The sequence below is a fragment of the Methylobacterium sp. DB0501 genome, assembly GCF_011043735.1.
In the GTDB taxonomy this organism is placed as follows: Bacteria; Pseudomonadota; Alphaproteobacteria; order Rhizobiales; family Beijerinckiaceae; genus Methylobacterium; species Methylobacterium alsaeris.
In genome coordinates, this window is sequence record NZ_JAAKGV010000004.1 from 242,387 (window position 1) to 262,912 (window position 20,526).

Consider the following 20,526-nt stretch of genomic DNA (forward strand, 5'->3'; position numbering starts at 1 on the left):
CAAACCAAGGGCCCCAAACCAGAGGCTCAGTACGAGGCCGAGGAACGGCTACGCCGCCCGCACCGTCGCCAGGAACCGCGCCACCTCCGCTCCGAGATGCTCCGACTGACGCGACAGCGCGGTGGCCGAGGCGAGGACCTGGGTCGCGGCGGCGCCCGTCTCCTCCGCCGCACCGGCGACGCCCGCGATGTTGCCGGTCACCTCGCCGGTGCCGGTCGCGGCCTGGGAGACGTTGCGGACGATCTCCTGGGTGGCGACGCCCTGCTCCTCGACCGCGGCGGCGATCGCCACCGTCACGGTGTCGATCTCGCGGATCCGTGCGGTGATGGCGGCGATCGCCGCGACCGTCTCGCCGGTGGCGCTCTGCACCGCGGCGATCTGCTGGCCGATCTCCCCCGTCGCCTTCGCTGTCTGGGACGCGAGTTCCTTCACCTCCGCGGCGACCACCGCGAAGCCGCGGCCCGCGGCGCCCGCACGGGCCGCCTCGATCGTGGCGTTCAGCGCCAGGAGGTTGGTCTGCGCGGCGATCGACGAGATGAGGCCGGCGACGTCGCCGATCCGGCCGACGGTGTGGCTCAGCTCGCGCACCTGGGCGCCGGTCCGGTCGGCCTCCGCCACCGCCTGGCGGGCGAGGCCGGCCGAGCCGTCGACCTGGCGGCCGATCTCGGCCACCGAGGCGCCCAGCTCTTCGGCCGCCGCCGCCACGGTGCCGACATTCGAGGCCGCCTGTTCGGCGGCGGCAGCGACCGCGGCGGACTGGCTCGCCGTCTCGGTCGCCGTCCCGGTCATCTGCCCGGCAGTCGCCTGCAACGCGGTGGCCGAGTCCGAGACCCGGCCGACGATGCCGCCGACTGCACGCTCGAACCCGTCGGCCAGGTCCATCATGGTGCGCCGGCGCGCATCGGCCGCCGCCTCGTCGGCGATCCGCTTGATCTCGGCCTGCTCGGCGGCCTTCTGCGCCACCATCGCCTTGATGCCGTCGACCGCCCGGCCGATGGCGCCGATCTCGTCGCCCCGGCGGGCTTCCGCGATCTCGGCCTCGATCTCGCCATGGGCCATGCGCTCGAGCACGCGCACCAGGCGGCCGATCGGGCGGGTGACGCCGAACACGGCCACCAGGGCGACGGCCGCGAGGCCCAAGCCGAGGCCGAGGCCGCTGACGGCCATCAGCCGGGTGCGGGTGGCGTTGGTCTGCGCGGTCAGGTCGTTGGAGCTCTTCGCGACGTAATCCTGGATGTCGGTGGCGAGCTGGCGCGTCTCATGGAGCTGGCCGCCCAGGACGGGGTCGACGGTGCGCCGGAACAGGGCCAGGGCGTCGGCATTGCGCTGGGCGAGGCCGAGGTCGCGCACCGCCACGAGCTTGGCGGTGAGGTCGTCGAGATCGCGGGCGAGCGTGTCGACGCGAGGCGCGAAGGTCGGCGCCCGCTCGCGCAGGGTCGCGACGGTGGGCTTGAACACCGCCAGGGCTTCGTCGAATTCGGCGCCGGCGCGGCGCATCTGCGCCTGGTCCGTTTCGGCGATGATGCGGAACGCCGCGGAGGTCAGGGTGTAGAGGGCACGGTTCAGGCGGCTGGCACTCGCCGGCGCCCGCGCCTCGCGCATGAGGAACTGGCTGTAGGCATCGTCGATCGCCGTCATGCGCCCCTGGGCGTACCATACGCAGCCGCCCACCATGACGGCGATCAGCAGGACGGCGACGGTGAGCTTGTGGAGGATCTTGAATCTGGCGAGCACGTGCCACGTCCTTGGTCGATATCCGTTGGACCGCAGAAAACGCCAGATGGCTTAATCCTGCGTAAACCGCCAAGATCCAGGCCGGTACCGCAGCCTATTCAGGTCGGGGTTCCCAGGCTTCCCGCAGGCCTTCATCCCGGCACGACCCTGCCGTACGCTTTTATTCCTGCAGATTACGGTGAGATCGACACTGTAAGGTCTTGTCTTCGGAAAGGTCGCGCCCGCGGAGCAACGACGTCACGCAGCAAGCGGGCGAGAACGCACGGAACGCCCGGATGTTCCCCAAGGCGAACGTTTCCCAAGGGGTGATCCCGGCATGGACCATGCGGTCGGCCGGGTCAGCCCAGGATCGCGCCGAAGGCCTCCCGCACCCCCGCCCGCGCCTCGGCGAGCTGCGCGGCCAGGGCCGCCTCGTCGGGCTGACCGAGCGCCGCGGCGAGGCGGGCGCGGGCCGCGGGCGGTGCGGTGCGGCCGAAATCGCCCTCGACCATCAGGCGCTGCCAGTGATGGGCGTCGTCGAGGAGCCGGTAGGCGGTGACGAGGCGGCCGGCCCGTCCTTCCTCGAGGAGGCCGTGGGCGCCGGCGCGCTCCAGCACCGCCGGCGCGTCGAGCCCGACGAGGTCGGGATGCGTGCCGGCATGGGACAGAACCAGGCTCTGCGCCAGGAAATCGAGGTCGAGGAGCCCGCCGGGGGCGAGCTTGAGGTCGAGGGGGCCATGATCGCCCTTCTCGCGCTCGATCAGGCTGCGCATCGCCCGCACCTCGCCGACGACGACGGCGAAGTCGCGGGGCTGGCGCAGGACGGAGGCCGCGGACGCGTCGGCCTCCCGCATCAGGCTCGCGTCGCCGGCGAGCGCCCGGGCGCGGGTCAGCGCCATGTGCTCCCATAACGCCGCCTCCTCGCGCCAGTAGGCGGCGAACCGGTGCCACTGGTTGGCGATCGGGCCCTGGCCGCCGCTCGGGCGCAGGCGCAGGTCGACCTCGTAGAGCCGGCCGCGCCGGGTCGGCACGGTCAGCGCCCCGACGAGGCGCTGGGTCAGGCGGTTGTAGTAGACCGCGGCATCGAGGGGCCGCCTTCCGTCGCTCTCGCGGTTGTCCTGGTCGAAATCGTACAGGACCACGAGGTCGAGGTCCGAATCGGCGGTGAGCTGGCGCGAGCCGAGGCGGCCGAGCCCCAGAACCGCGAACCGCCCCGCCGGCACCCTGCCATGCTCCTCGGCGAAGGCGGATTCGACCGCCTGGAGCGCCGTCGCGATGGCGGCCTCGGCGATGCCCGCATAGGCGCGGCCGGCACCCGCGGGGGGAAGGATGCCGGAGAGGAGCCGGGCGCCGGTGACGAAGCGCAGCTGCCGGGCGGCATCGCGGCTGCGGTCGAGGACGTCCTCGAGGTCGCGGGGCTGGCCGAGGCCGGCGCGGAACTGGAGCGCCAGCGCCTCGGCCTCGGTCACCGGCACCACGAAGGCGGGGTCGATCACCGCGTCGAGGACGTGCGGGCTGAACGCCACCGTGTCGGCGAGCCGCGGCACGGTGCCGAGGAGGTCGGCGAAGAGCAGCCGCAGCCGCTCGTGCGAGCGCAGGATGGTCAGGAGCTCGACCGCTGCCGGCATCCGCCCGAAGGCGCGGTCGAGGGCGGCGAGCGCCCCGTCCGGGTCGGCGGTACCGGCCAGCGCCTGGATCAGCGCCGGCACCAGCTCGGTCAGCACCTCGCGGGCGCGCGGGCTCGTCACCGCCGGGCGGCGGCCGAAATGCCAGCCGCGCACCGTCTCGGTCGCCTGCTCCGGCGCCCGGAAGCCGAGGCGGCGCAAGGTGGCGAGCGTCGCGGGATCGTCCTCGACGCCGGTGAAGACGAGGTCGCCGACCTCCGCCGCGAGGTCGGGCTCGGCCTCGAACAGCAGGGCGTAATGGCCCTGGACCCGCCGCGCCTCGGCGGTCAGCGCCGCGCCGAAGGCGGCCTCGTCGGCATAGCCGAGGAAGCGGGCGAAGCGTCCGAGCTTGGGCAGCTCGTCGGGCAGGCGCTGGGTCTGCTCGTCGGCCACCATCTGCAGCCGGTGCTCGACGGTGCGCAGGAAGCGGTAGGCGTCCGACAGCTCGTCGCGCGCTTGCGGCGTGATCCAGCCCTCGTCGTGCAGGACCGCCAGCATCTCGAGGGTGCGCCGGCCCCGGAGGGTGGGGCGCCGGCCGCCGAAGACGAGCTGCTGGGTCTGGACGAAGAACTCGACCTCGCGGATGCCGCCGCGCCCGAGCTTGATGTCGTGGCCGGCCACCGCGATGGCGCTGTGGCCGCGCACGGCGTGGATCTGCCGCTTCATCGCGTGCACGTCGGCGATCGAGGCGAAATCGAAGTACTTGCGCCAGATGAACGGCCGCAGCTCGGCGAGGAACCGTTCGGCCAGCGGGAGATCGCCGGCGACCGGCCGCGCCTTGATGAAGGCGGCACGCTCCCAGTTCTGCCCGACCGTCTCGTAGTAGGTGTAGGCGGAGGGCAGCGACAGGGCGGTCGGGGTCGAGCCGGGATCGGGCCGCAGGCGGTAATCGACCCGGTGGACGTAGCCGTCGGCGGTGCGCTCCTGCAGGAGCTTGGCGACGGTCTGCGCGATCCGGCTGAAGAACGGCGTCGCCTCGACGCCTTCGCGCAACGGTGCGGCATCGGGATCGAACAGCACGATCAGGTCGACGTCGCTCGAATAGTTGAGCTCGCCGGCCCCAAGCTTGCCCATCCCGAGCACGATGAGCCCCGATCCCTCCTGGGGCTTGCCCGGATCGGCGGGGCGGAAGCGGCCGGTGCCGGCGGCCTGGACGAGGGCCGCGTCGACGGCGGCGCTCACCGAGGCGTCGGCGAAATTCGAGAGCGCCGCCGTCACCTGCTCCAGCGGCCAGACGCCGCCGATATCGGCCAGCGCCACCAGCAGCGCGTGGGCGGCGCGGTTGCGGCGTAAAGCGCCGGCGACGTCGCCGCCGGCGAGACCGGCCCCCCGCTGCTCGGCGAGGATCGCGGCGTTCGACTCCTCGGGCGCGCGCTCCAGCAGGCCGGCGAGCCGGGCGGGATCGCGGGCGGCGAGCCCCCACAGGAACGGCGAGTGGTCGGCGAGGCCGAGGAGGAGGTCGCGGCCGGGCTCCAGCCGCGACGCGAGATCCGGGTCCGAGGCGAGGAGGTCGTCGAGGCGCGCCCGCGCCCGCTCGGGCTCGGCGAGGCGGGGCGCCCGGGTCAGGCGCGCGGCGAGCGATCCGATCATCCTCGGTCCGGTCATGCCGCGGCGTCCCGAAGCGCCGGCAGCCGCAGGACCGCGCGCAGGCCGGGCGCGTTGTCCTCGAGCGCGAAGCTGCCCTGGTGCAGGCGGGCGACGGCGTTGACGAGGCTCAGGCCCAGTCCGAAGCCAGGCCGCGTGCGGGCGGTCTCCAGGCGCACGAAGCGCTCCAGAACCCGGCCGCGGTCGGAGGCCGGAATCCCCTCGCCGCGATCGGCCACGATGAGGACGACGTCCCCGCCCTCGCGCCGGGCCGAGACGCTGACCGTGAGATCGGGTGCGCCGGCCCCGGCCGTTCCGGTCTCGGCCGCCACGGCTCCGGCCGCCTTGGCTTCAGCCGCCTTGGCCCCGTATTTCAGGGCGTTGTCGATCAGGTTCGCCACCGCCTGTCCGATCAGCTCGCGGCTGCCGTGCAGCACCAGGCCGTCCTCGACCTCGGCCGTCACGGCGATTCCGCGTTCCTCCGCCACTGCTTCGTACAGCTCCGCGACCTCGAGGGCGACTGCCCCGGCGTCGAAATCCGCCAGGCCCTCGCGGGCATTGCCGGCCTCCAGCCGGGCGATCATCAGGAGGGCGTTGAACACCCGGATGAGGTTGTCGCTCTCCTCGATATTGGCCTCGAGCGCCGCCCGCAGGGCATCGGGGTCGCGGCCGTCGCGGAGCGCGGCATCGGCCTTGTTGCGCAGGCGGGTGAGCGGGGTCTTGAGGTCGTGGGCGATGTTGTCGGAGACCTCGCGCATGCCGCGCATCAACTCGCCGATGCGGTCGAGCATCGCGTTGAGGTTGCTCGCCAGCCGGTCGAGCTCGTCGCCGGTGCCGGCCAGCGCGAGGCGCCCGTCGAGGTCGCCCGCCATGATGCCGCGGGTGATCTCGGTCATGTGGTCGACGCGCTTGAGCACGCGCTGGGCGATGAACCAGCTGCCGAGAAACCCTAAGCCCACCACCAGCATCAGCGACCAGGCGAAGGCGCGGCCGATCACCGCCCGCAGGCGGTCGCGCTCCTCGACATCGCGGCCGACGAGGAGGCGGAACCCGCCCGGCAGGGTGAAGATGCGCACGATCGCCCGGTGGTCGAGGCGGTCGCCGTCGCCGACGCGGCTATAGGCGGTCTCGGTCTGGCCGGGCTCGGCGAGGGTGCCCGGGGGCAGCGACTCGACGTTGCCGACGACGTGCTCGCCCGCCGGGGTGGTCACGAGGTAGAGCGAGGCGCCGGGCTCGCGCGAGCGGCGCTCGACCACGCTGACGAGGCGGCGGATGCCGCCCGAGGCGTACTGGTCGGACAGGCCGTTGATCTCCGCCTCGATGGTCGAGACGATCTGGTCGTCGAGGACGCGCCGGGCGTTCCAGGCGACGTAGCCGAGGGCGAAGAACGCGAAGGCGGCGAAGACCAGGAGATAGGCGAGCGAGAGCTTGAACGCGGTGGTGCGGAACAGCGTGCCGAGGCGCGCCAGCAGGCCGTCCGGAGCGGCGCCGGAGGGCGCCCCACCCGCGGGCCCGGTGGCGGCGTGCCGCGCGCTCACGCCTCGCCGCCGGCGCGGACCATGTAGCCCGCCCCCCGCACGGTGTGGATCATCGGGCGCTCGAAGCCCTTGTCGACCTTGGAGCGCAGGCGCGAGACGTGGACGTCGATGACGTTGGTCTGCGGATCGAAATGGTAGTCCCAGACGTGCTCGAGCAGCATCGTGCGGGTGACGACCTGGCCGGCATGGCGCATCAGGTATTCGAGCAGCCGGAATTCCCGCGGCTGGAGCGGGATCTCCTGGCCGGCCCGGGTGACCCGGTGCGACAGCCGGTCGAGCTCGAGGTCGCCGACACGGTAGCTCGTCGTCTCGGTCCCGCCCCCGCCGCCGCGGCGGCGGGCCAGCACCTCGATCCGGGCCATCAGCTCGGAGAAGGCGTAGGGCTTGGGCAGGTAGTCGTCGCCGCCGGCCTTGAGGCCCTTCACCCGGTCGTCGACCTGGCCGAGCGCCGAGAGGATCAGCACCGGCGTCTCGACGCCCTGCTCGCGCAGCGAGCGGATCAACGACAGCCCGTCGAGCTTCGGCAGCATCCGGTCGACCACCAGGACGTCGTAGGCGCCCTCGCGGGCCAGCGCGTAGCCGTCGAGCCCGTCATCGGCGGTGTCGGCGACGTGGCCGGCCTCGCGAAAAGCCTTAGAGAGGTAGGCGGACGCCTCGCGGTCGTCCTCGATGATCAGGAGGCGCATGTCGGGCATTCTAGGGCAGATCCTCGGCGCGCGGGAGGCGTCGGCGCGCGGGAGACGGGCCGGGACCGTCCCTGCCGGGATTGTCCCTGCCTGGATCCCGGCGCCGCGGGGGCGGGCCCCGCCCGGCGTACCGCGGATTGGGAGGGGGAATCGCGGCACGCCGGGCATCGCCGCCGGGAGTCGGCAGGCCGAGCCGAGGGGCTCGACCTGCCGTGGCACGGAGTACCGGGTCGTCCTTGGGGGGCGACGATGATGACCCGGCACCGCGGCCCTCGGGGCCTGTGGCGCGCCGCCGCCCCGGGGGGTGAGAGGGCGGCATCGCGTCCGGCGACCCTGCCGTTATCGCGTATCCCGGCTTACGCCGTCGTCTCCGCCCGATGAACTCGGCGTAATCTTTGCCGCAGGCGGCGGGAGCGCGGGTTCGTCCGGGATAGAGGAGGGCGCGGAGCTTCCCCTCCCACCGCCCGCGGAGAGAGGGGAGAAGCTGCGCCTACCCGTCTCGACGGGAGCCGCACTCGCCGAACGGCCCCGCAGCCGTCGCGGCCTACACCACCGGCGGCGCCGTCGCGGCGGCGTCCGGGGCCGGGGACTTGGTGCCGGAGACCAGCGGCCCGTCGCCGTGGATCAGCGTCATCGCCAGGGCGATGACCGCCAGCACCGCCGCCACCACCGCCGGCACCAGGAAGGCGCGCTCGCCGAAGGCGCCGTGCAGGAGCCCGCCGGTGATCGCGCCGAGCGTCAGGGCGGCCCAGAGCGGCGCCTGGATCCAGAACGACGGCGCGGGATGGCCGAGCAGCAGGTTGGCGAGCCCGGTGCCGAACCGCACCACCGCGCCGGTGACGTAGGTCAGCGCCAGGCTGCGGCCCTCCTCGTCCTGGAGCACGGCGTTCTGCATGCCGAGCGCCAGCACGATCGGGTAGGCGTGGAGCGGGAATTCCTCCGGGCCGCGCGGCATCGCCAGCCCGACGCAGAGCAGCAGCGCCTGCAGGCCGAGCAGCACCGCGAGCCGCCAGTAGCCGACGGCGGCGGCGATCAGGGTGCCGAGGAACGCCCCGAAGCAGAACAGCGCGATGGTGCTGCCGACCCGGGTGACGTTGCCCCACTCGCCGAGGCTCACCGCCGCGCCGAGGCGGGTGGTGTTGCCGCTCATGAACGACATGAACAGCTGCGAGAACTCGAGGAACCCGATCGAGTCCGCGCAGCCGGCCAGCGCCGACAGGGCCAGCGCGAACGGGACCCGCGTGCTCGCAGAGGCCGGAAAGGCCTTGGTTTCCTTCTCTGCTGCCATGCAGCCTCTCTCTCCTGTACTGCCCTGAGGGCAGATGGGGCTCGCAAGGCAGAACCGGGAGGGAGCGTGACGGTTCCGCTGCGCCGCATCAAAGGCGGCGCAGGCCCGGCAGCAGGCCGGCCAGGACCTCGTAGTCGAAGGGCTTCGACCAGGCGGGGATCGCGCCGTAATCGGCCGGGATCGCGGCGGCGTCGTAGCCGGTGGCGAAGACCACCGGTACGCCGCGACGGGCGAACTCGGCGACGAGCGGGTAGACCAGCTCGCCGCGCAGGTTGATGTCGAGGACCGCGAGGTCGAGCGGTTGCGACGCCAGGAGCCGGCGCGCCTCGTCGACCGTCGGCACCGGGCCGACCACCTCGGCACCGTGCCGGACCAGGGCACGGGAAATGTCGTCGGCGATGAAGTACTCGTCCTCGACCACGAGGACCCGAAGCGGGTCGGGCCTCTCCTGTCCTGTCATCGCGCGATCCTCGCCTCCGCCGGCACCACCTCCGCATGGGCGCCGCCGGCGCCCGCACAGGATAGCACGATGGGGGCATGCACGTCGCGCATGCAACCCCCGGGTCGGATGTCGGTGAGGACAATCAGAGCGCGAATGGCCCCATAGTCAGAGCGCGAATGGCCCCATGTGAACCCGATCGATTGCTTCGCAATAGGGATCTCGGCTTCGCTCGGACGCCGCGCAGGCCCTCCCGATACCGCTTCCGGACGATGGCTTCCGGACGCGGAATCAGTAGAGCCGGGTGCGGTAGGATTCGTCCATCAGCCGCTCGGCCTCGGCGACGGCGAGCGCGCCGGTCTGCTCGGCCAGCACCCGGCCGAGGCTCGGGAAGGTGTCGCGCGGCACCTGCGCCGCCGGGTCCCACAGCCGCGAGCGCATCACCGCCTTGCCGCAATGGAAGAACGACTCGCGCACCGCGACGAGGAGCCCGGTCATCGGCACCTTGCCCTGCGCGACGAGGGGCGCGAGCAGGGCGGGATCGGTGGTGATGCGGGCGGTGCCGTTCACCCGCAGGGTTTCGGTGATGCCCGGCACCAGGAAGATCAGGCCGATGCCCGGCGCGGCGAGGAGGTTGCCGAAACTGTCGGCGCGGTTGTTGCCGCGCCGGTCCGGGATCAGCAGGGTGGCGTCGTCGAGCACCTGGACGAAGCCCGGCGCGTCGCCCCGCGGGCTCGCATCGGCGCGGCCCCCGGCATCGGCGGTGGCGACGACCAGGAACGGCGAGAGCGCGATGAAGGCGCGGGCATGCGCGTCGAGCCGCGCCAGCACCTTGCCCTCGGCCAGGCGGCTGACCGGGCCCATATGGTCGCGCAGGCCGGCCGCGTCGCGAATCTCGTCCATCCGATCCCCTTTCCGGTCCCTCTGGCCGCTGCGGCCTGTTGTCCGTCGCGCGCCCCGGAGCCGGCTGCTGCCCGCTCCCGCGCCCTATCTCGGGTCAGGGTGCGGGCTCCGCGCGATCGAAGCAAGCGATGTTCTCTCGAGGCAATCCCTCTCGCGGCGTCCCGCAGCGCCGGCCCGCCGGCCGCCTCGGCGCGGCAGCCCTCTCCGTGTCCCTCTTCCTCGGCCTCGCCGGGCCGGCCGCGGCCGGGCTGACGCCGAAGGATCTGTCGGGCGTCGGGCTCGCGCCGCCCCCCGGCGCCCGGGCGCCCCTCGACGCCGCCTTCACCGACACGAACGGCCGGCGCCTGAGCCTCGGCCAGGCCCTGGACGGGCGGCCCGCCCTGCTGATGCCCCTCGACTATGCCTGCCGCAACGTCTGCGACCCGATGCTCGCCGTCGCCGGCGCGGCCCTCGCCGGGACCGGCCTGACGCCGGGCACAGACTTCCGGCTGGTGGCCCTCGGCATCAACCCGCGGGCGGATGCCGGCACCGCCCGCACCATGGTGGCCGGGCAGCTCGGGGCCGGGCCGCTCCTCGACAGCGCCGTGGTGCTCACCGGGGCGCCGGGGCCGGTCGCGGCGGTGACGCGGGCGGTCGGCTACGCCTATGCCTACGACCGGGACACCGATTCCTACGCCCACCCGGCCGGGGCCCTGGTGCTCGCCGGCGACGGGCGGGTCGCCCGGGCGCTGTCGCCGCTCGCGATGACCGCCCGCGACCTGCGCCTCGCCCTCGTCGAGGCCGGCGAAGGCCGGGTCGGAACGCTCCCGGACCGGCTGCTGCTGCTCTGCTACGGCTACGACCCGCAGACCGGGGTCTACACCCCGCTGATCCGCCGGATCCTGACGGCCTCGGGCCTCGTCACGGTTCTGGGCATCGCCGGGCTGGTGGCCTGGCTGCACCGGCGCTCGAAACCCGCAACGCCGGCCTGACGCGACCGCCACTCTCCGGTGGGCGGCGGGGCGACGGCGGTGCAGAGTGCCGCCGAACGGAATCGAGACACGATATGGTCCTTCCCCTCGTCATCACGGTGGCGCCGAACGGCGCCCGCCGCACCAAGGCCGACCACCCCGCCCTGCCGATCGACCCGCGGGAGATCGGTCTGGAAGCCGCCCGCTGCCGCGAGGCCGGCGCCGCGATGATCCACCTGCACGTCCGCGACGCCGAACAGCGCCACACCCTCGACCTCGACCGCTACCGGGCGGCGCTGGCGGCGGTGCGGCGGGAGGCGGGGCCGGAGATGATCTGCCAGGTCACCACCGAAGCGGTCGGCCTCTACGGCCCGGCCGAGCAGATGGCGGCGATGCGGGCGCTCAAGCCCGAGGCGTTCTCGGTGGCTTTGCGCGAGCTGTTCGGCGAACCGGAGGACGAGGCCGCCGCCGCCGCCTTCCTGGCCGAGCAGGCCCGGGCCGGGGTCATGGTGCAGCACATCCTGTACGATGCCGGCGACGTCACCCGCTTCCAGGGCCTCGTCGCGCGGGGGCTGATCCCGCTCGAGCGGGCGAGCGTCCTGTTCGTGCTCGGCCGCTACGCCGTCGGCCAGCGCTCGGACCCGGCCGACCTGCTGCCGTTCCTGACGGCCTGGAATTCCGAGCACCATCTCGACCTGCCCTGGGCGCTCTGCGCCTTCGGGCCCCGGGAAGCGGCCTGCCTCGTCACCGCGGCGGCGCTCGGCGGCCATGCCCGGGTCGGGTTCGAGAACAACCTGTGGCGGCCGGACGGGAGCCTGGCGCCGGACAACGCCGCGCAGGTGGCCAACCTCGCCGCCCTCGCCCGGTCGATCGGGATCGGCGTGGCGACGCCGGCACAGGCGCGGGCGCTGCTCACCGGGGAAGCGTAAAGCACTCATTCGATCGAGCGGCCGACGTTGATACGATTTTCGGAAGTTTCCTTTCGGACATCGTATCACAGGCCCGCGTGACATTTGAGGAAAGTCGATTTCTGCATCGTGCCGCGGCCGCGCCGGCGGAGCCCGGGATCCGGAACCGCCGAGGCTTCAGGAAAAGGCGGATCGCCGTCCGCTTCGTTCTCCACCACCCGAGTCCCTGAATTCCGGCTCTGGCCTGCGGCGAGCGCCGGGGACGACCCTGTGGGGTGAATTCCGGATCTGCCGGTCCGGAGACGGATCGGGAAACGCCGTCGGGACGATTACTGGCTGACCGCGGCCGCATTCGGCTCGGGCATCGCCGCGGCGGTCTGCGGCACCGGGGGTGCGGGTTTACGCACGACGAAGTGGCGGAACTCGACCGGGCGGCGCGGCGGCAGCGGCATCTTGGGGCCGGAATCGGGCTCGGCCGGGGCGGCATCCGGGGACAGGGCGGCGACCGCGGTCGCGGCGGCCGGCGGGGTGGACGCCGCCGCCTGCGGAGCCGGTGCGGCGGTCGGCGTCGCGGCGAGGCTGACGGTCTGCCCGGAGGTCGGGAACGGCAGGCCGGCGGCGGACGTGCCCGCATACGCGAGAACCGGGCCGGCGGTGGGGGTCGGGGCGGCGTGGAAGGCCAGGGAGGCCGGGCGGACCGGCGGCAGCGGCACGGTGACCGCCGGCTCGGCGGAGGCCATCTGGGTCGGGGTGGCCTGGGCGGCGGCGGCTTGGGCAGGAGTAGCTTGGGCCGGAGTAGCTTGGGCCGGGGCCGCCTGGACCGGCTGGAAAGTCGCGGCCGGCTGCGGGGCGGCGGGGGTGGGCAGGGTGTAGGGCTGGGCGGACGCCTGCTGGGCGTAGGCACCCGCCAGGGCGGCGACCGACGGATCGGCCGACGCGGTGGCGGTCGTGGTCGCCGGCCGGCCGCCGAAGACGTTCGAGAAGAACTTGCCGAGCGGGTTGGCGGGCACCTCGCGCACCGGCGGCGCCTCGAGTTCGGCGACGTCGGTGCGGATGCCGGCCCGCTTGGCGGCATAGTAATAGCCGCGGGCGTAATAGCTGTAGGCCTGGGCCTCGTTGCCGTGGGCGGTCTTGTAGGCGCCGGCGAGGTAGGCGACGCCGTAGGTCAGGTTGACCCTGGCATCGAGCAGGCCGGAGGCCGGGCCGCTGTAGCCAAGCGCCCGGGCAGTTCCGTGCTTGATCTGCATCAGGCCGAGCGCCCCGCCGCGGCCGACCGCGCGGGGATTGTAGCCGCTCTCCCGCTTCACGACCCGGTGGATGAAGCTCGCCGGGACGCCGTTGGCCTTGGCGTGCGCCTCGATCAGCGCGTCGATGTTGTCGCGGACGGGGCTCACCTGGGCCGAGGCCGGGAGCGGCGCCGCGACGGCGACGGCGATGAGGAGGCGCTTGCGCATGCAAAAACCTGCTGGAGGGGGCCGGTGCGTTGCCGCACCGACGGGAAGGCCCATCCTGCTCCGTTTCAAATGCGGCGGGAAAGAGACTTGGCCGTTCCGGACCCGAACTTGGCCGTTAACTGAGCCGGAAAACGGTCAGGTTTCGCGGTGCGGTGTGGCTCCGCAGGCACAGGCGAGCGCCACCCGAGCCCCCGTCCACCGGTTTCACGAGGCCCGTCGGCCCGGAGGATGCGAATCAGCGCCGCCCCCCTCCGAAGCCGCCCTCGCCGCCCCCGGACCGGCCGAACCCGCCGGGACCTCCCGAGCCGCCTGGACCACCGAAGCTGCCTTGACCGCCGAAGCCGCCTTGGCTGCCATTTGGGCCGCCACCCGGGCCGCCGAACCGGCCCGCCCCCTCCCCGCCCGGCACGCGCGGATCGATCTCGCCGCGGCCCGGAAAGCCGAACCGCCCGCCTTCGGCGCCGCCGAACGGTCCCTCCCCGCCGGGACCCTGACGGCCGGACGGCCCGAGACGTCCGCCCGGGCCTCCGTGTCCGCCGCCCGGGCCATCCGGAGATCCACCACGCGATCCGCCGCGGGATCCGTCACGCGCGCCACCCGGCGATCCGCCCGGCCCGCCCCGGCCGGGCCCGGCGCGGCCCGGGCCGGAACCATCCGCACCCCGACCGCCGTCGCGCCCGGCCGGGTCGCGCTGCAGGCGCACGGCGTCGAGGTCGAGCCGGCCGCCGCGGCCGGCGCGGCCGTCGAGGATGGCGAGGCCGCCGCCCGCCGGCACGAGCCCGCCCCGTCCCACGACCGCGTAGCCGGCGCCGGTGCGCAAGGCGCCGCCCTCCCGGGTCACGTAGGCCTCGATCGACAGGCGCCGCGCCTCGGCGCCGAACGGTTCGGTCGCCGAGACCGCCCGCGTCACCGCGAGCCGGGAGCCGGAAAGGGTACCCTCCGCCACCGCCCGGCCGCCGGCGAGCGCCGGATCGAGACCGGACAGCGCCAGGTTGCCGATGCGCAACGTCCCGCCCGGGCCGCGCCGCACCGGGCCGGCGACGAGGTCCGGCGCCGACCCGGCCGGATCGATCCGGCTCGCCGCGATGCCGCCGTCCGGCCGGCGCAGGCCGCTGACCGCCACCCGCTCGCCGAGCCGCGGCCGCGGCATCTCGGGCGGCAGGCCGGCGGTGGCGACCGACTGGCCGAGCACCGTCAACCGGTCGCCGGCGACGCGCTGCACCGGGCCGACCACCTCGTGGATCACCGCGATGCCGCCGGTGGACAGCCCGTTCTCCCCCGGCTGCGCCAGGGTGCGCACGACCTGGCCGACGCGCAGGTCCTCGACCCGGGCCGGCCGGCCGTCGACCGTCACCGGCACGTCGGGCGGATAGGCGATGCGCAGGTCGTTGACGATGATGCTGCCGAAGCCCCGGATGGTGCCGACGACGCCGGTGCCGCCGATGCCGCGGTCGCCCTCGTCGTCGGTCCCCGGGCGGATGCCGGTGCCGCCGATCCCCTGGTCGAGGATCTTGTCGCCGGCCGCGCCCGCGGGACCGGCGACCGCGAGCCAGCTCGCGCCGGAGAGGAGGCGCAGCAGGCCGCGCCGGGTGACGGCGCCGATGACCGGGGGAGCACGCCGCACGGGTGGCATCCTCACGCCTTCGGCCCGGGCCGGGGCACGGCCTCACCCTGCGCCGGCGGGGCATCCTCGCCGTAGATGTAGATGCCGAAGTTCCAGCGCGCGTCGCCGCCCGGATCGGTCTCGCAGGCCGCGTGCGCCTCGCGGTTGGCCTGCTGCAGCGCGTCCATGGCGATCTCCCGCGCCCGCGCCTCGAGCCGCCGGGCCAGCTCGGGCGACAGCCCGTCGTAATGCACCGCGCGCTCGAAGAAGCGCGGCTTCTCCTCCAGGATGTTGGTGACTGCGGCGGCGATGTGGTCGTGCAGGTTGCGGCCGAAATAATAGAGCTGCTGGCTGCCGCCGCCGCTCGGCACGAAGGCGGCTTCCGCCAGAACGATCCGTTCCTCGGCGTCGAGGCTGACGAGGCCGCGGTCGAGCCATTCGTCGAGCACCGCCCGCGGGCGCAGGTCGCGGGTCACCGAGGCGACCAGGCTCTCGAAGGACGGCCCGCTCTCGGCGGCCCGCGGCAGCGCCTTGGGCCGGCCGTCGGCCTCGGTGAAGTCGGGCGCCGCGACCCAGCGGGCGATGATGCGGCTGGTGCGCGAGACCGCGGCCGGGACCGCGCTCACCGGCGCGCCGGCCCCGCGCAGGCGCCGCACCTCCTTGCGGTGGATGCCGGTGAGCAGGCTCACCCGGCTGTCGGTCTGGTCCTTGCCGGGCAGGGCGAAGTCGTACTCGGCGACGTTCACGTACAGCTCGCGCAGGAGATCGGTCAGCGCCGGGAAGGTGATCCCGCTGCGCACGAACAGGCGCACCAGCGGGCGCAGCAGCCGGGCGAGGGGGGCCTGCAGCGCGCCGGCATCGGGCGGCAATCTCGGGGGCGGCTCTGACATCACGGCCGTTGTAGCCCAGGCAACGTGGGACACAATCCCACGAAAGCGCGGCGCGACGCGTTTTTCGATTGACGTGGGAAATTTGCCCACATAAATCCTCGGTCGTGGTCGGATTTCCCACGCCGGGTCCGCCCCGCCACGGAACAGCTGCAGGATCAACCGATGGCCAGCCCCCTCCCCCTCGTGTGCCGCCAGGGTCCGGAACCGCTTCGTCTCGCGCCGGCCCGGCGGCGCCGGCCTGCCTCCCGGCTGCCCGTCGTGATGCTGGTGCGCACCGTCGCGGTCCTCGTCGCTCTCGGCCTGCCGGTAGCGGCCGCCACCCTGGCCGACCTCGCCCATCCGGCACCCGGCCTCACGTCCCGCTGACGAAGGAGTTTGTCGCGATGCTCGAAGCCCTGCGCAGCGACCGTCCGCAGCCGGTCCCCCTCGGCCGCGCCTTCCCGGCGCCCGAGATCGAGGCGCTTCGCCCCGCCCTGCGCTCCCGGCGCGAACCGGCCGATGGCGGCGACGCGCTGATCCTCGCCGCCCTGTGCCTCGTCATCGGCGGCGCGATCCTGCTGGTCGCCCTCCAGGCGATCTGCATCGTCCAGAACCTCTGAACCCGGTTCGGACGGCCGGCCCGGACGGCCCGCCGGCCGAAGCCCCTTCCCGAAGACCCGCACACACGGCATCCCCGATGACCAGACTGACCGAAGCGCTCGGCCTCGCCGCGGCGCTCACCCTGACGGCCGCCCACATGGTCCCCATGCTGGCGGCCTCGCCGGCCGCGGCCGCCGACCTGCCGCGCCGGGTCGCCCCGCCGCCGGCCTTCACCCCCGTCCCGGTCTTCACCTGGACCGGCTTCTACGCTGGCGTGAATGCCGGCGCCGGCTTCGGCGGCGGCGGCGGGACCTTCACGGATGCCACCTACGGCACCGTGACCCCGGGCAGCCGCGACGCCGCCTTCGTCGGCGGCGGCCAGATCGGCTACAATTACCAGCTCACGCCGGGCTCCGGCTTCGTGGTCGGCGCGGAGGCCGACATCCAGGGCACGACCTTCGGGCGGGCCCGCAGCGGGCTCGTCGGCACCACGACCTTCTATGACATCGGCCCGAGCCTCGACTGGTTCGGCACCGTGCGCGGCCGGCTCGGCTACGCCTTCGACCGCTTCCTGGTCTACGGCACCGGCGGCTTCGCCTATGGCGGCGGCAGCACGGCGCCGACCGCATCGTCTTACACCGGCACCCTGCCGGGGGCCTTCCGCACCGGCTGGACCGCCGGCGGCGGCGTCGAATACGCCATCACCGACCGGCTGAGCGCCCGGATCGAGGCGCTCTACGTCAGCCTCGACCGCAATGGCGGCAGCGGCGGCCTCGTCTACGACACCGCGACGAATGCCTATTACGGCCTCGGCAAGCCCAGGACCGAGTTCGGCGTGGTCCGCGCCGGCCTGAACTACCGGTTCTCGACGGACTGATATCCCCCAGCGTCGGTCCGCTCGAGAGGACCGGAGGCGGGCGACCGCCTCCGGTCCACCTTTGCTTCACGCCGTCTCGTCGATCAGCCGGGCGACGCGGCGCAGGGCGAGCCCGTACCCTTGCGTGCCCAGGCCCGCGATCACCCCGTCGGCGCGCAGCGAGACGTAGGAGTGATGGCGAAACGCCTCGCGCTTGTGCACGTTCGAGATGTGCACCTCGATCACCGGCGCCTCGAACGTGTTGAGCGCGTCGAGGATCGCCACCGAGGTGTGGGTGAAGGCCGCCGGGTTGATGACGATCCCGCCCGCCGTCTCGCGCGCCTCGTGGATCCAGTCGATGATCTCGTATTCGCGGTTCGACTGGTGGAAGCGGATCTCCAGCCCCAGCTCGCCGGCGAGCGTCCGGCACGAGGCCTCCACGTCCGCCAGCGTCTCGCTGCCGTAGATGTGCGGCTGGCGCTTGCCGAGCAGGTTCAGGTTCGGGCCGTTCAGCACGTAGACGAGGCGGCTCATGACGGGGCTCCTTGCCGGGGATCGGGGACAGCGCGTTAGGCGCCCTTCCGCCTTCTCGCGTCAACCGTCGCATCAGAGCCGGACGGCATCGCCACGATAGGCGAACGGCATTGGCCCGCGGGAGGCTGCCGCGGCGATGATCCTCCTCGACGAAGCGGGACATCCCGTCCCCTTCCCCTCGAGAGATCACTCCGATGCGCAGCCTTCTCCTCGCCGGCGTCGTGCTCGCCGCCGCCTCGACCGGTTCCGCCCATGCCTGGACCCAGTCGCTCCTGCATCCCGAGAGCCGGGAGGCCGCCATCGTGACCGCGATGCCCGCGCCCCCGCATTATACCGGCTACGGCGAGGCCGGCATCCGGGCGGGGCGCCGGGTGCCCCCGACGGTCCGTTCCACGGTCGCGCCGACGCGGCCCTCCGATCCCCCGGCCTGGCCATCCTGCCCGTGGTGCTGACAGGCGTCGTTCCCGACCGGCCTCCGTGGTGTTAGCCTCAGGACCGTCCCCGGCGTCGGGGCCCTTCGGTGCGAGGCCGATGCTGCGGAGGGCGACAATGGAGATGCACCAGATCCGCTACTTCCTCGCCCTGTGCGAGGAGCACAACTTCACCCGGGCGGCCCAGGCCTGCAACGTCACCCAGCCCTCCCTCACCCGGGCGATCCACTTCCTGGAGGAGGAGCTGGGCGGCGCCCTTTTTCACCGCGAGCGCGCCGGTACGCAGCTCTCTGAACTCGGCCGCACCGTGCGGCCCTACCTGGAGGAGGTCTACGCCAAGGCGCAGGCCGCCCAGGCCGAAGCCCGCGCCTTCGGCCGCCAGCGCCGCACCCGCCTGACCCTCGGGGTGATGTGCACGATCCAGCCCGACGCCCTCGTCGGGCTGATCGGCGGCCTGCGGACGCGGCACCCGGACCTCGAACTCGACATCGTCGATGCCAGCGCGGGCGCCCTCGAGGAGCGCCTGCTCGCGGGTTCGCTGGAAGTCGCGCTCTACTGCCTGCCGGGCCGCGAGCCCGACCCGCGGCTCCACCACCTCGCCCTGTTCCGCGAGCCGATGGCGATCGCGGTGGCGGCCGGGCACCCGCTCGCCGCCCTGGAGGCGATCCGCCCGCGGGACCTCAGCGGCCAGCACTACGTGCACCGCCTCAACTGCGAGTTCCGCGGCGTCGCCGGGCCGATCTGGGAGGCGCAGGGCTGCACCGATTGCGAGACGATCTACCGGAGCGAGCGCGACGACTGGATCCTGGCGATGATCGCCTCGGGGCTCGGCTTCGGCTTCATGCCGCGCTCCTGCGTGACCCATCCCGGCGTGGTCGCCCGCCCGCTGGTCGAGCCGGAATTCTGGCGCGAGGTCAACCTCGTCACCGTCCGCGGCCGGCCGCATGCCCCGGCGGTCGGAGCGCTCTTGCGCGAGGCGATGCGGGCGGAGTGGTTCGGTGCGCCGGCTCTAGCGACCGAGCGGGTGCGGGGCGGCGAGGCCTGACGCCGCCTGCCCCGGTCGGGCATGGAAGCGCCCGGGCGAATCACGAGACGATCCTGACAATCTCGGTGTCATCCCGTGGCCGCGCAGTGGAATCCGGGATCCATAACCGCTGACAGTACCGGATGAATCGGGACGCTGGTCGCCCTGTCCTGACGCGTCGGCGGTTATGGATCCCGGGTTCTCGGCTACGCCGAGCCCCGGGGTGACAGAGAGCGCGTGGAAAACGTCGGGCGAACTCCGTCTCGTTATTTTACCGCTTCCGATAATACTGATCGATGCTCACCGCCCCGAGCAGAACCAGCCCCTTGATGACCTGCTGATAATCGATGCCGATGCCGAGGATCGACATGCCGTTGTTCATCACCCCCATGATCAGCGCGCCGACCACCGCGCCCGTGACCTTGCCGACGCCGCCCGAGGCCGAGGCACCGCCGATGAAGCAGGCGGCGATCACGTCGAGCTCGAAGCCGAGGCCCGCCTTGGGGGTCGCGGTGTTGAGGCGGGCGGCGAAGATCAGGCCGGCGAGCGCGGCGAGCACCCCCATGTTGACGAAGGTGAGGAAGGTCAGGCGCTCGGTGTTGATCCCTGAGAGCTTGGCCGCCTTCTCGTTGCCGCCGAGCGCGTAGATCCGCCGGCCGATCACCGTGCGGCTGGTGACGAAGCGGTAGAGCAGGATCAGCGCGAACATCACGATCAGCACGTTCGGCAGGCCGCGATACGTGGCGAGCCAGGTGCTGAAGGCGACGATGACCGCGGCGACCAGCGCATTCTTGAGCGCGAAGGCGCCGAACGGCTCCGGCGTGAAGCCCTGGCGCTGCTGGCCGAGGCGCCGGCGCAGGTTCGAGCCGACGAGGATCAGCGCCAGCGCGACGCCGACCAGCACCGAGGTGATCCGCAGCGGACCGCCGGTGACGATGTCCGGGATGAAGCCGGAGCTGAGCTTTTGGAACTCGGACGGGAACGGCCCGACCGACTGGCCGGCGAGCAGCGCCAGGGTCAGGCCCTTGAACACCAGCATGCCGGCGAGCGTCACGATGAAGGACGGGATGCGCAAATACGCGACCCACCAGCCCTGCGCCGCACCGATGATCCCGCCGGCGACGAGGCAGAGCAGGGTGGCCGGGAGCGGGTGCAGGCCCATCTGCACCATCAGCACTGCAGCGAGCGCCCCGATGAAGCCGGCGGTCGAGCCGACCGACAGGTCGATGTGGCCTGCCACGATGACCAGCAGCATGCCGAGCGCCATCACCACGATGTAGCTGTTCTGCAGCACCAGGTTGGTGAGGTTGAGCGGGCGCAGCAGCGCCCCGTCGGTGAAGAACTGGAAGAAGATCACGATGCCGACGAGGCACAGGATCATGCCGTAGTCGCGCAGCGAGCCGGAGAAGGCTTTCGGATTGAAGCCGGCAAGGGCCGGCGGGCGCGGGGCCTCGACGGGAGTGGCGGTGTCGCTCATGACTT

Annotated in this window: 19 protein-coding genes; 7 read left to right on the forward strand and 12 right to left on the reverse strand. The window is 73.1% G+C overall.

Translation table 11 applies throughout. The features are described 5' to 3' along the window. Nucleotides 1-48: 48 nt before the first annotated feature. The 7 genes from G4G93_RS08405 to G4G93_RS08435 all read right to left on the reverse strand — a co-directional run bounded on the left by G4G93_RS08405 (nucleotide 49) and on the right by G4G93_RS08435 (nucleotide 9,815). Nucleotides 49-1,674, reverse strand: coding sequence for a methyl-accepting chemotaxis protein (locus G4G93_RS08405; RefSeq protein WP_165083237.1), 1,626 nt, complete (start codon nucleotides 1,672-1,674; stop codon nucleotides 49-51). A gap of 398 nt (nucleotides 1,675-2,072) precedes the next feature. Beyond that, a complete protein-coding gene (locus tag G4G93_RS08410; protein WP_246736616.1) occupies nucleotides 2,073-4,982 on the reverse strand; it encodes a bifunctional [glutamine synthetase] adenylyltransferase/[glutamine synthetase]-adenylyl-L-tyrosine phosphorylase in 2,910 nt (969 codons plus the stop codon). Then, on the reverse strand, nucleotides 4,979-6,499 hold the full coding sequence (locus tag G4G93_RS08415) for an ATP-binding protein (protein WP_165083059.1): 1,521 nt from the start codon (nucleotides 6,497-6,499) through the stop codon (nucleotides 4,979-4,981). The genes G4G93_RS08410 and G4G93_RS08415 overlap by 4 nt, the downstream gene beginning before the upstream one ends. Continuing rightward, nucleotides 6,496-7,185, reverse strand: a complete 690-nt coding sequence (locus G4G93_RS08420; protein ID WP_165083239.1) for a response regulator transcription factor — start codon at nucleotides 7,183-7,185, stop codon at nucleotides 6,496-6,498. Before G4G93_RS08420 ends, G4G93_RS08415 begins: the two co-directional genes overlap by 4 nt. A 544-nt stretch (nucleotides 7,186-7,729) precedes the next feature. After that, complete coding sequence (locus G4G93_RS08425; RefSeq protein ID WP_165083061.1) at nucleotides 7,730-8,473, reverse strand: YoaK family protein; 744 nt, start codon at nucleotides 8,471-8,473, stop codon at nucleotides 7,730-7,732. Between the two features lie 88 nt (nucleotides 8,474-8,561). Continuing rightward, nucleotides 8,562-8,933: a response regulator gene (locus G4G93_RS08430; RefSeq protein WP_165083063.1), complete on the reverse strand. Its 372-nt coding sequence runs from the start codon at nucleotides 8,931-8,933 to the stop codon at nucleotides 8,562-8,564. A gap of 270 nt (nucleotides 8,934-9,203) precedes the next feature. Then, nucleotides 9,204-9,815 (reverse strand): pyridoxamine 5'-phosphate oxidase family protein, encoded by a 612-nt coding sequence (locus G4G93_RS08435; protein ID WP_165083065.1) that lies wholly within the window; start codon nucleotides 9,813-9,815, stop codon nucleotides 9,204-9,206. Between the two features lie 206 nt (nucleotides 9,816-10,021). Between G4G93_RS08435 and G4G93_RS08440 the strand changes: the two genes are divergently transcribed. Both G4G93_RS08440 and G4G93_RS08445 read left to right on the forward strand, forming a co-directional pair. Continuing rightward, nucleotides 10,022-10,786 (forward strand): electron transporter, encoded by a 765-nt coding sequence (locus tag G4G93_RS08440; RefSeq protein ID WP_165083067.1) that lies wholly within the window; start codon nucleotides 10,022-10,024, stop codon nucleotides 10,784-10,786. Nucleotides 10,787-10,860: 74 nt separating this feature from the next. Continuing rightward, complete coding sequence (locus G4G93_RS08445; protein WP_165083069.1) at nucleotides 10,861-11,694, forward strand: 3-keto-5-aminohexanoate cleavage protein; 834 nt, start codon at nucleotides 10,861-10,863, stop codon at nucleotides 11,692-11,694. Nucleotides 11,695-12,002: 308 nt separating this feature from the next. On the opposite strand, the gene G4G93_RS08450 is transcribed toward G4G93_RS08445, so the two are convergent. The 3 genes from G4G93_RS08450 to G4G93_RS08460 form a co-directional block, all read right to left on the reverse strand. Beyond that, the gene (locus G4G93_RS08450; RefSeq protein WP_165083070.1) at nucleotides 12,003-13,127 is read right to left on the reverse strand and encodes a lytic transglycosylase domain-containing protein; all 1,125 of its coding nucleotides are present in this window, start codon (nucleotides 13,125-13,127) and stop codon (nucleotides 12,003-12,005) included. Between the two features lie 235 nt (nucleotides 13,128-13,362). Beyond that, nucleotides 13,363-14,751: a DUF5666 domain-containing protein gene (locus tag G4G93_RS08455; protein ID WP_312891804.1), complete on the reverse strand. Its 1,389-nt coding sequence runs from the start codon at nucleotides 14,749-14,751 to the stop codon at nucleotides 13,363-13,365. A gap of 11 nt (nucleotides 14,752-14,762) precedes the next feature. Continuing rightward, nucleotides 14,763-15,620, reverse strand: a complete 858-nt coding sequence (locus tag G4G93_RS08460) for a DUF6502 family protein (protein ID WP_165083074.1) — start codon at nucleotides 15,618-15,620, stop codon at nucleotides 14,763-14,765. Between the two features lie 162 nt (nucleotides 15,621-15,782). On the opposite strand from G4G93_RS08460, the gene G4G93_RS08465 reads away from it, so the two are divergent. From G4G93_RS08465 to G4G93_RS08475, 3 genes are all read left to right on the forward strand, one after another. Next, nucleotides 15,783-15,986 carry a hypothetical protein gene (locus G4G93_RS08465; RefSeq protein ID WP_165083076.1) on the forward strand — a complete coding sequence of 68 codons (204 nt, stop codon included), beginning with the start codon at nucleotides 15,783-15,785 and terminating at the stop codon, nucleotides 15,984-15,986. 17 nt (nucleotides 15,987-16,003) lie between these two features. Continuing rightward, a complete protein-coding gene (locus G4G93_RS08470; RefSeq protein ID WP_165083078.1) occupies nucleotides 16,004-16,219 on the forward strand; it encodes a hypothetical protein in 216 nt (71 codons plus the stop codon). A 77-nt stretch (nucleotides 16,220-16,296) separates the two neighbouring features. Next, on the forward strand, nucleotides 16,297-17,076 hold the full coding sequence (locus G4G93_RS08475) for an outer membrane beta-barrel protein (RefSeq protein ID WP_165083080.1): 780 nt from the start codon (nucleotides 16,297-16,299) through the stop codon (nucleotides 17,074-17,076). A 66-nt stretch (nucleotides 17,077-17,142) separates the two neighbouring features. Here G4G93_RS08475 and aroQ read toward each other — a convergent pair whose 3' ends face one another. Continuing rightward, a complete protein-coding gene (gene aroQ, locus G4G93_RS08480) occupies nucleotides 17,143-17,589 on the reverse strand; it encodes a type II 3-dehydroquinate dehydratase (RefSeq protein ID WP_165083082.1) in 447 nt (148 codons plus the stop codon). A gap of 194 nt (nucleotides 17,590-17,783) precedes the next feature. Here aroQ and G4G93_RS08485 point away from each other — a divergent pair, with 194 nt between their 5' ends. Both G4G93_RS08485 and G4G93_RS08490 read left to right on the forward strand, forming a co-directional pair. Then, complete coding sequence (locus G4G93_RS08485) at nucleotides 17,784-18,041, forward strand: hypothetical protein (RefSeq protein WP_165082720.1); 258 nt, start codon at nucleotides 17,784-17,786, stop codon at nucleotides 18,039-18,041. 97 nt (nucleotides 18,042-18,138) lie between these two features. Next, nucleotides 18,139-19,065 carry a LysR family transcriptional regulator gene (locus tag G4G93_RS08490; protein WP_165083084.1) on the forward strand — a complete coding sequence of 309 codons (927 nt, stop codon included), beginning with the start codon at nucleotides 18,139-18,141 and terminating at the stop codon, nucleotides 19,063-19,065. Nucleotides 19,066-19,315: 250 nt separating this feature from the next. On the opposite strand, the gene mmsB is transcribed toward G4G93_RS08490, so the two are convergent. Then, on the reverse strand, nucleotides 19,316-20,521 hold the full coding sequence (gene mmsB / locus G4G93_RS08495) for a multiple monosaccharide ABC transporter permease (RefSeq protein ID WP_165083086.1): 1,206 nt from the start codon (nucleotides 20,519-20,521) through the stop codon (nucleotides 19,316-19,318). Between the last annotated feature and the right edge of the window lie 5 nt (nucleotides 20,522-20,526).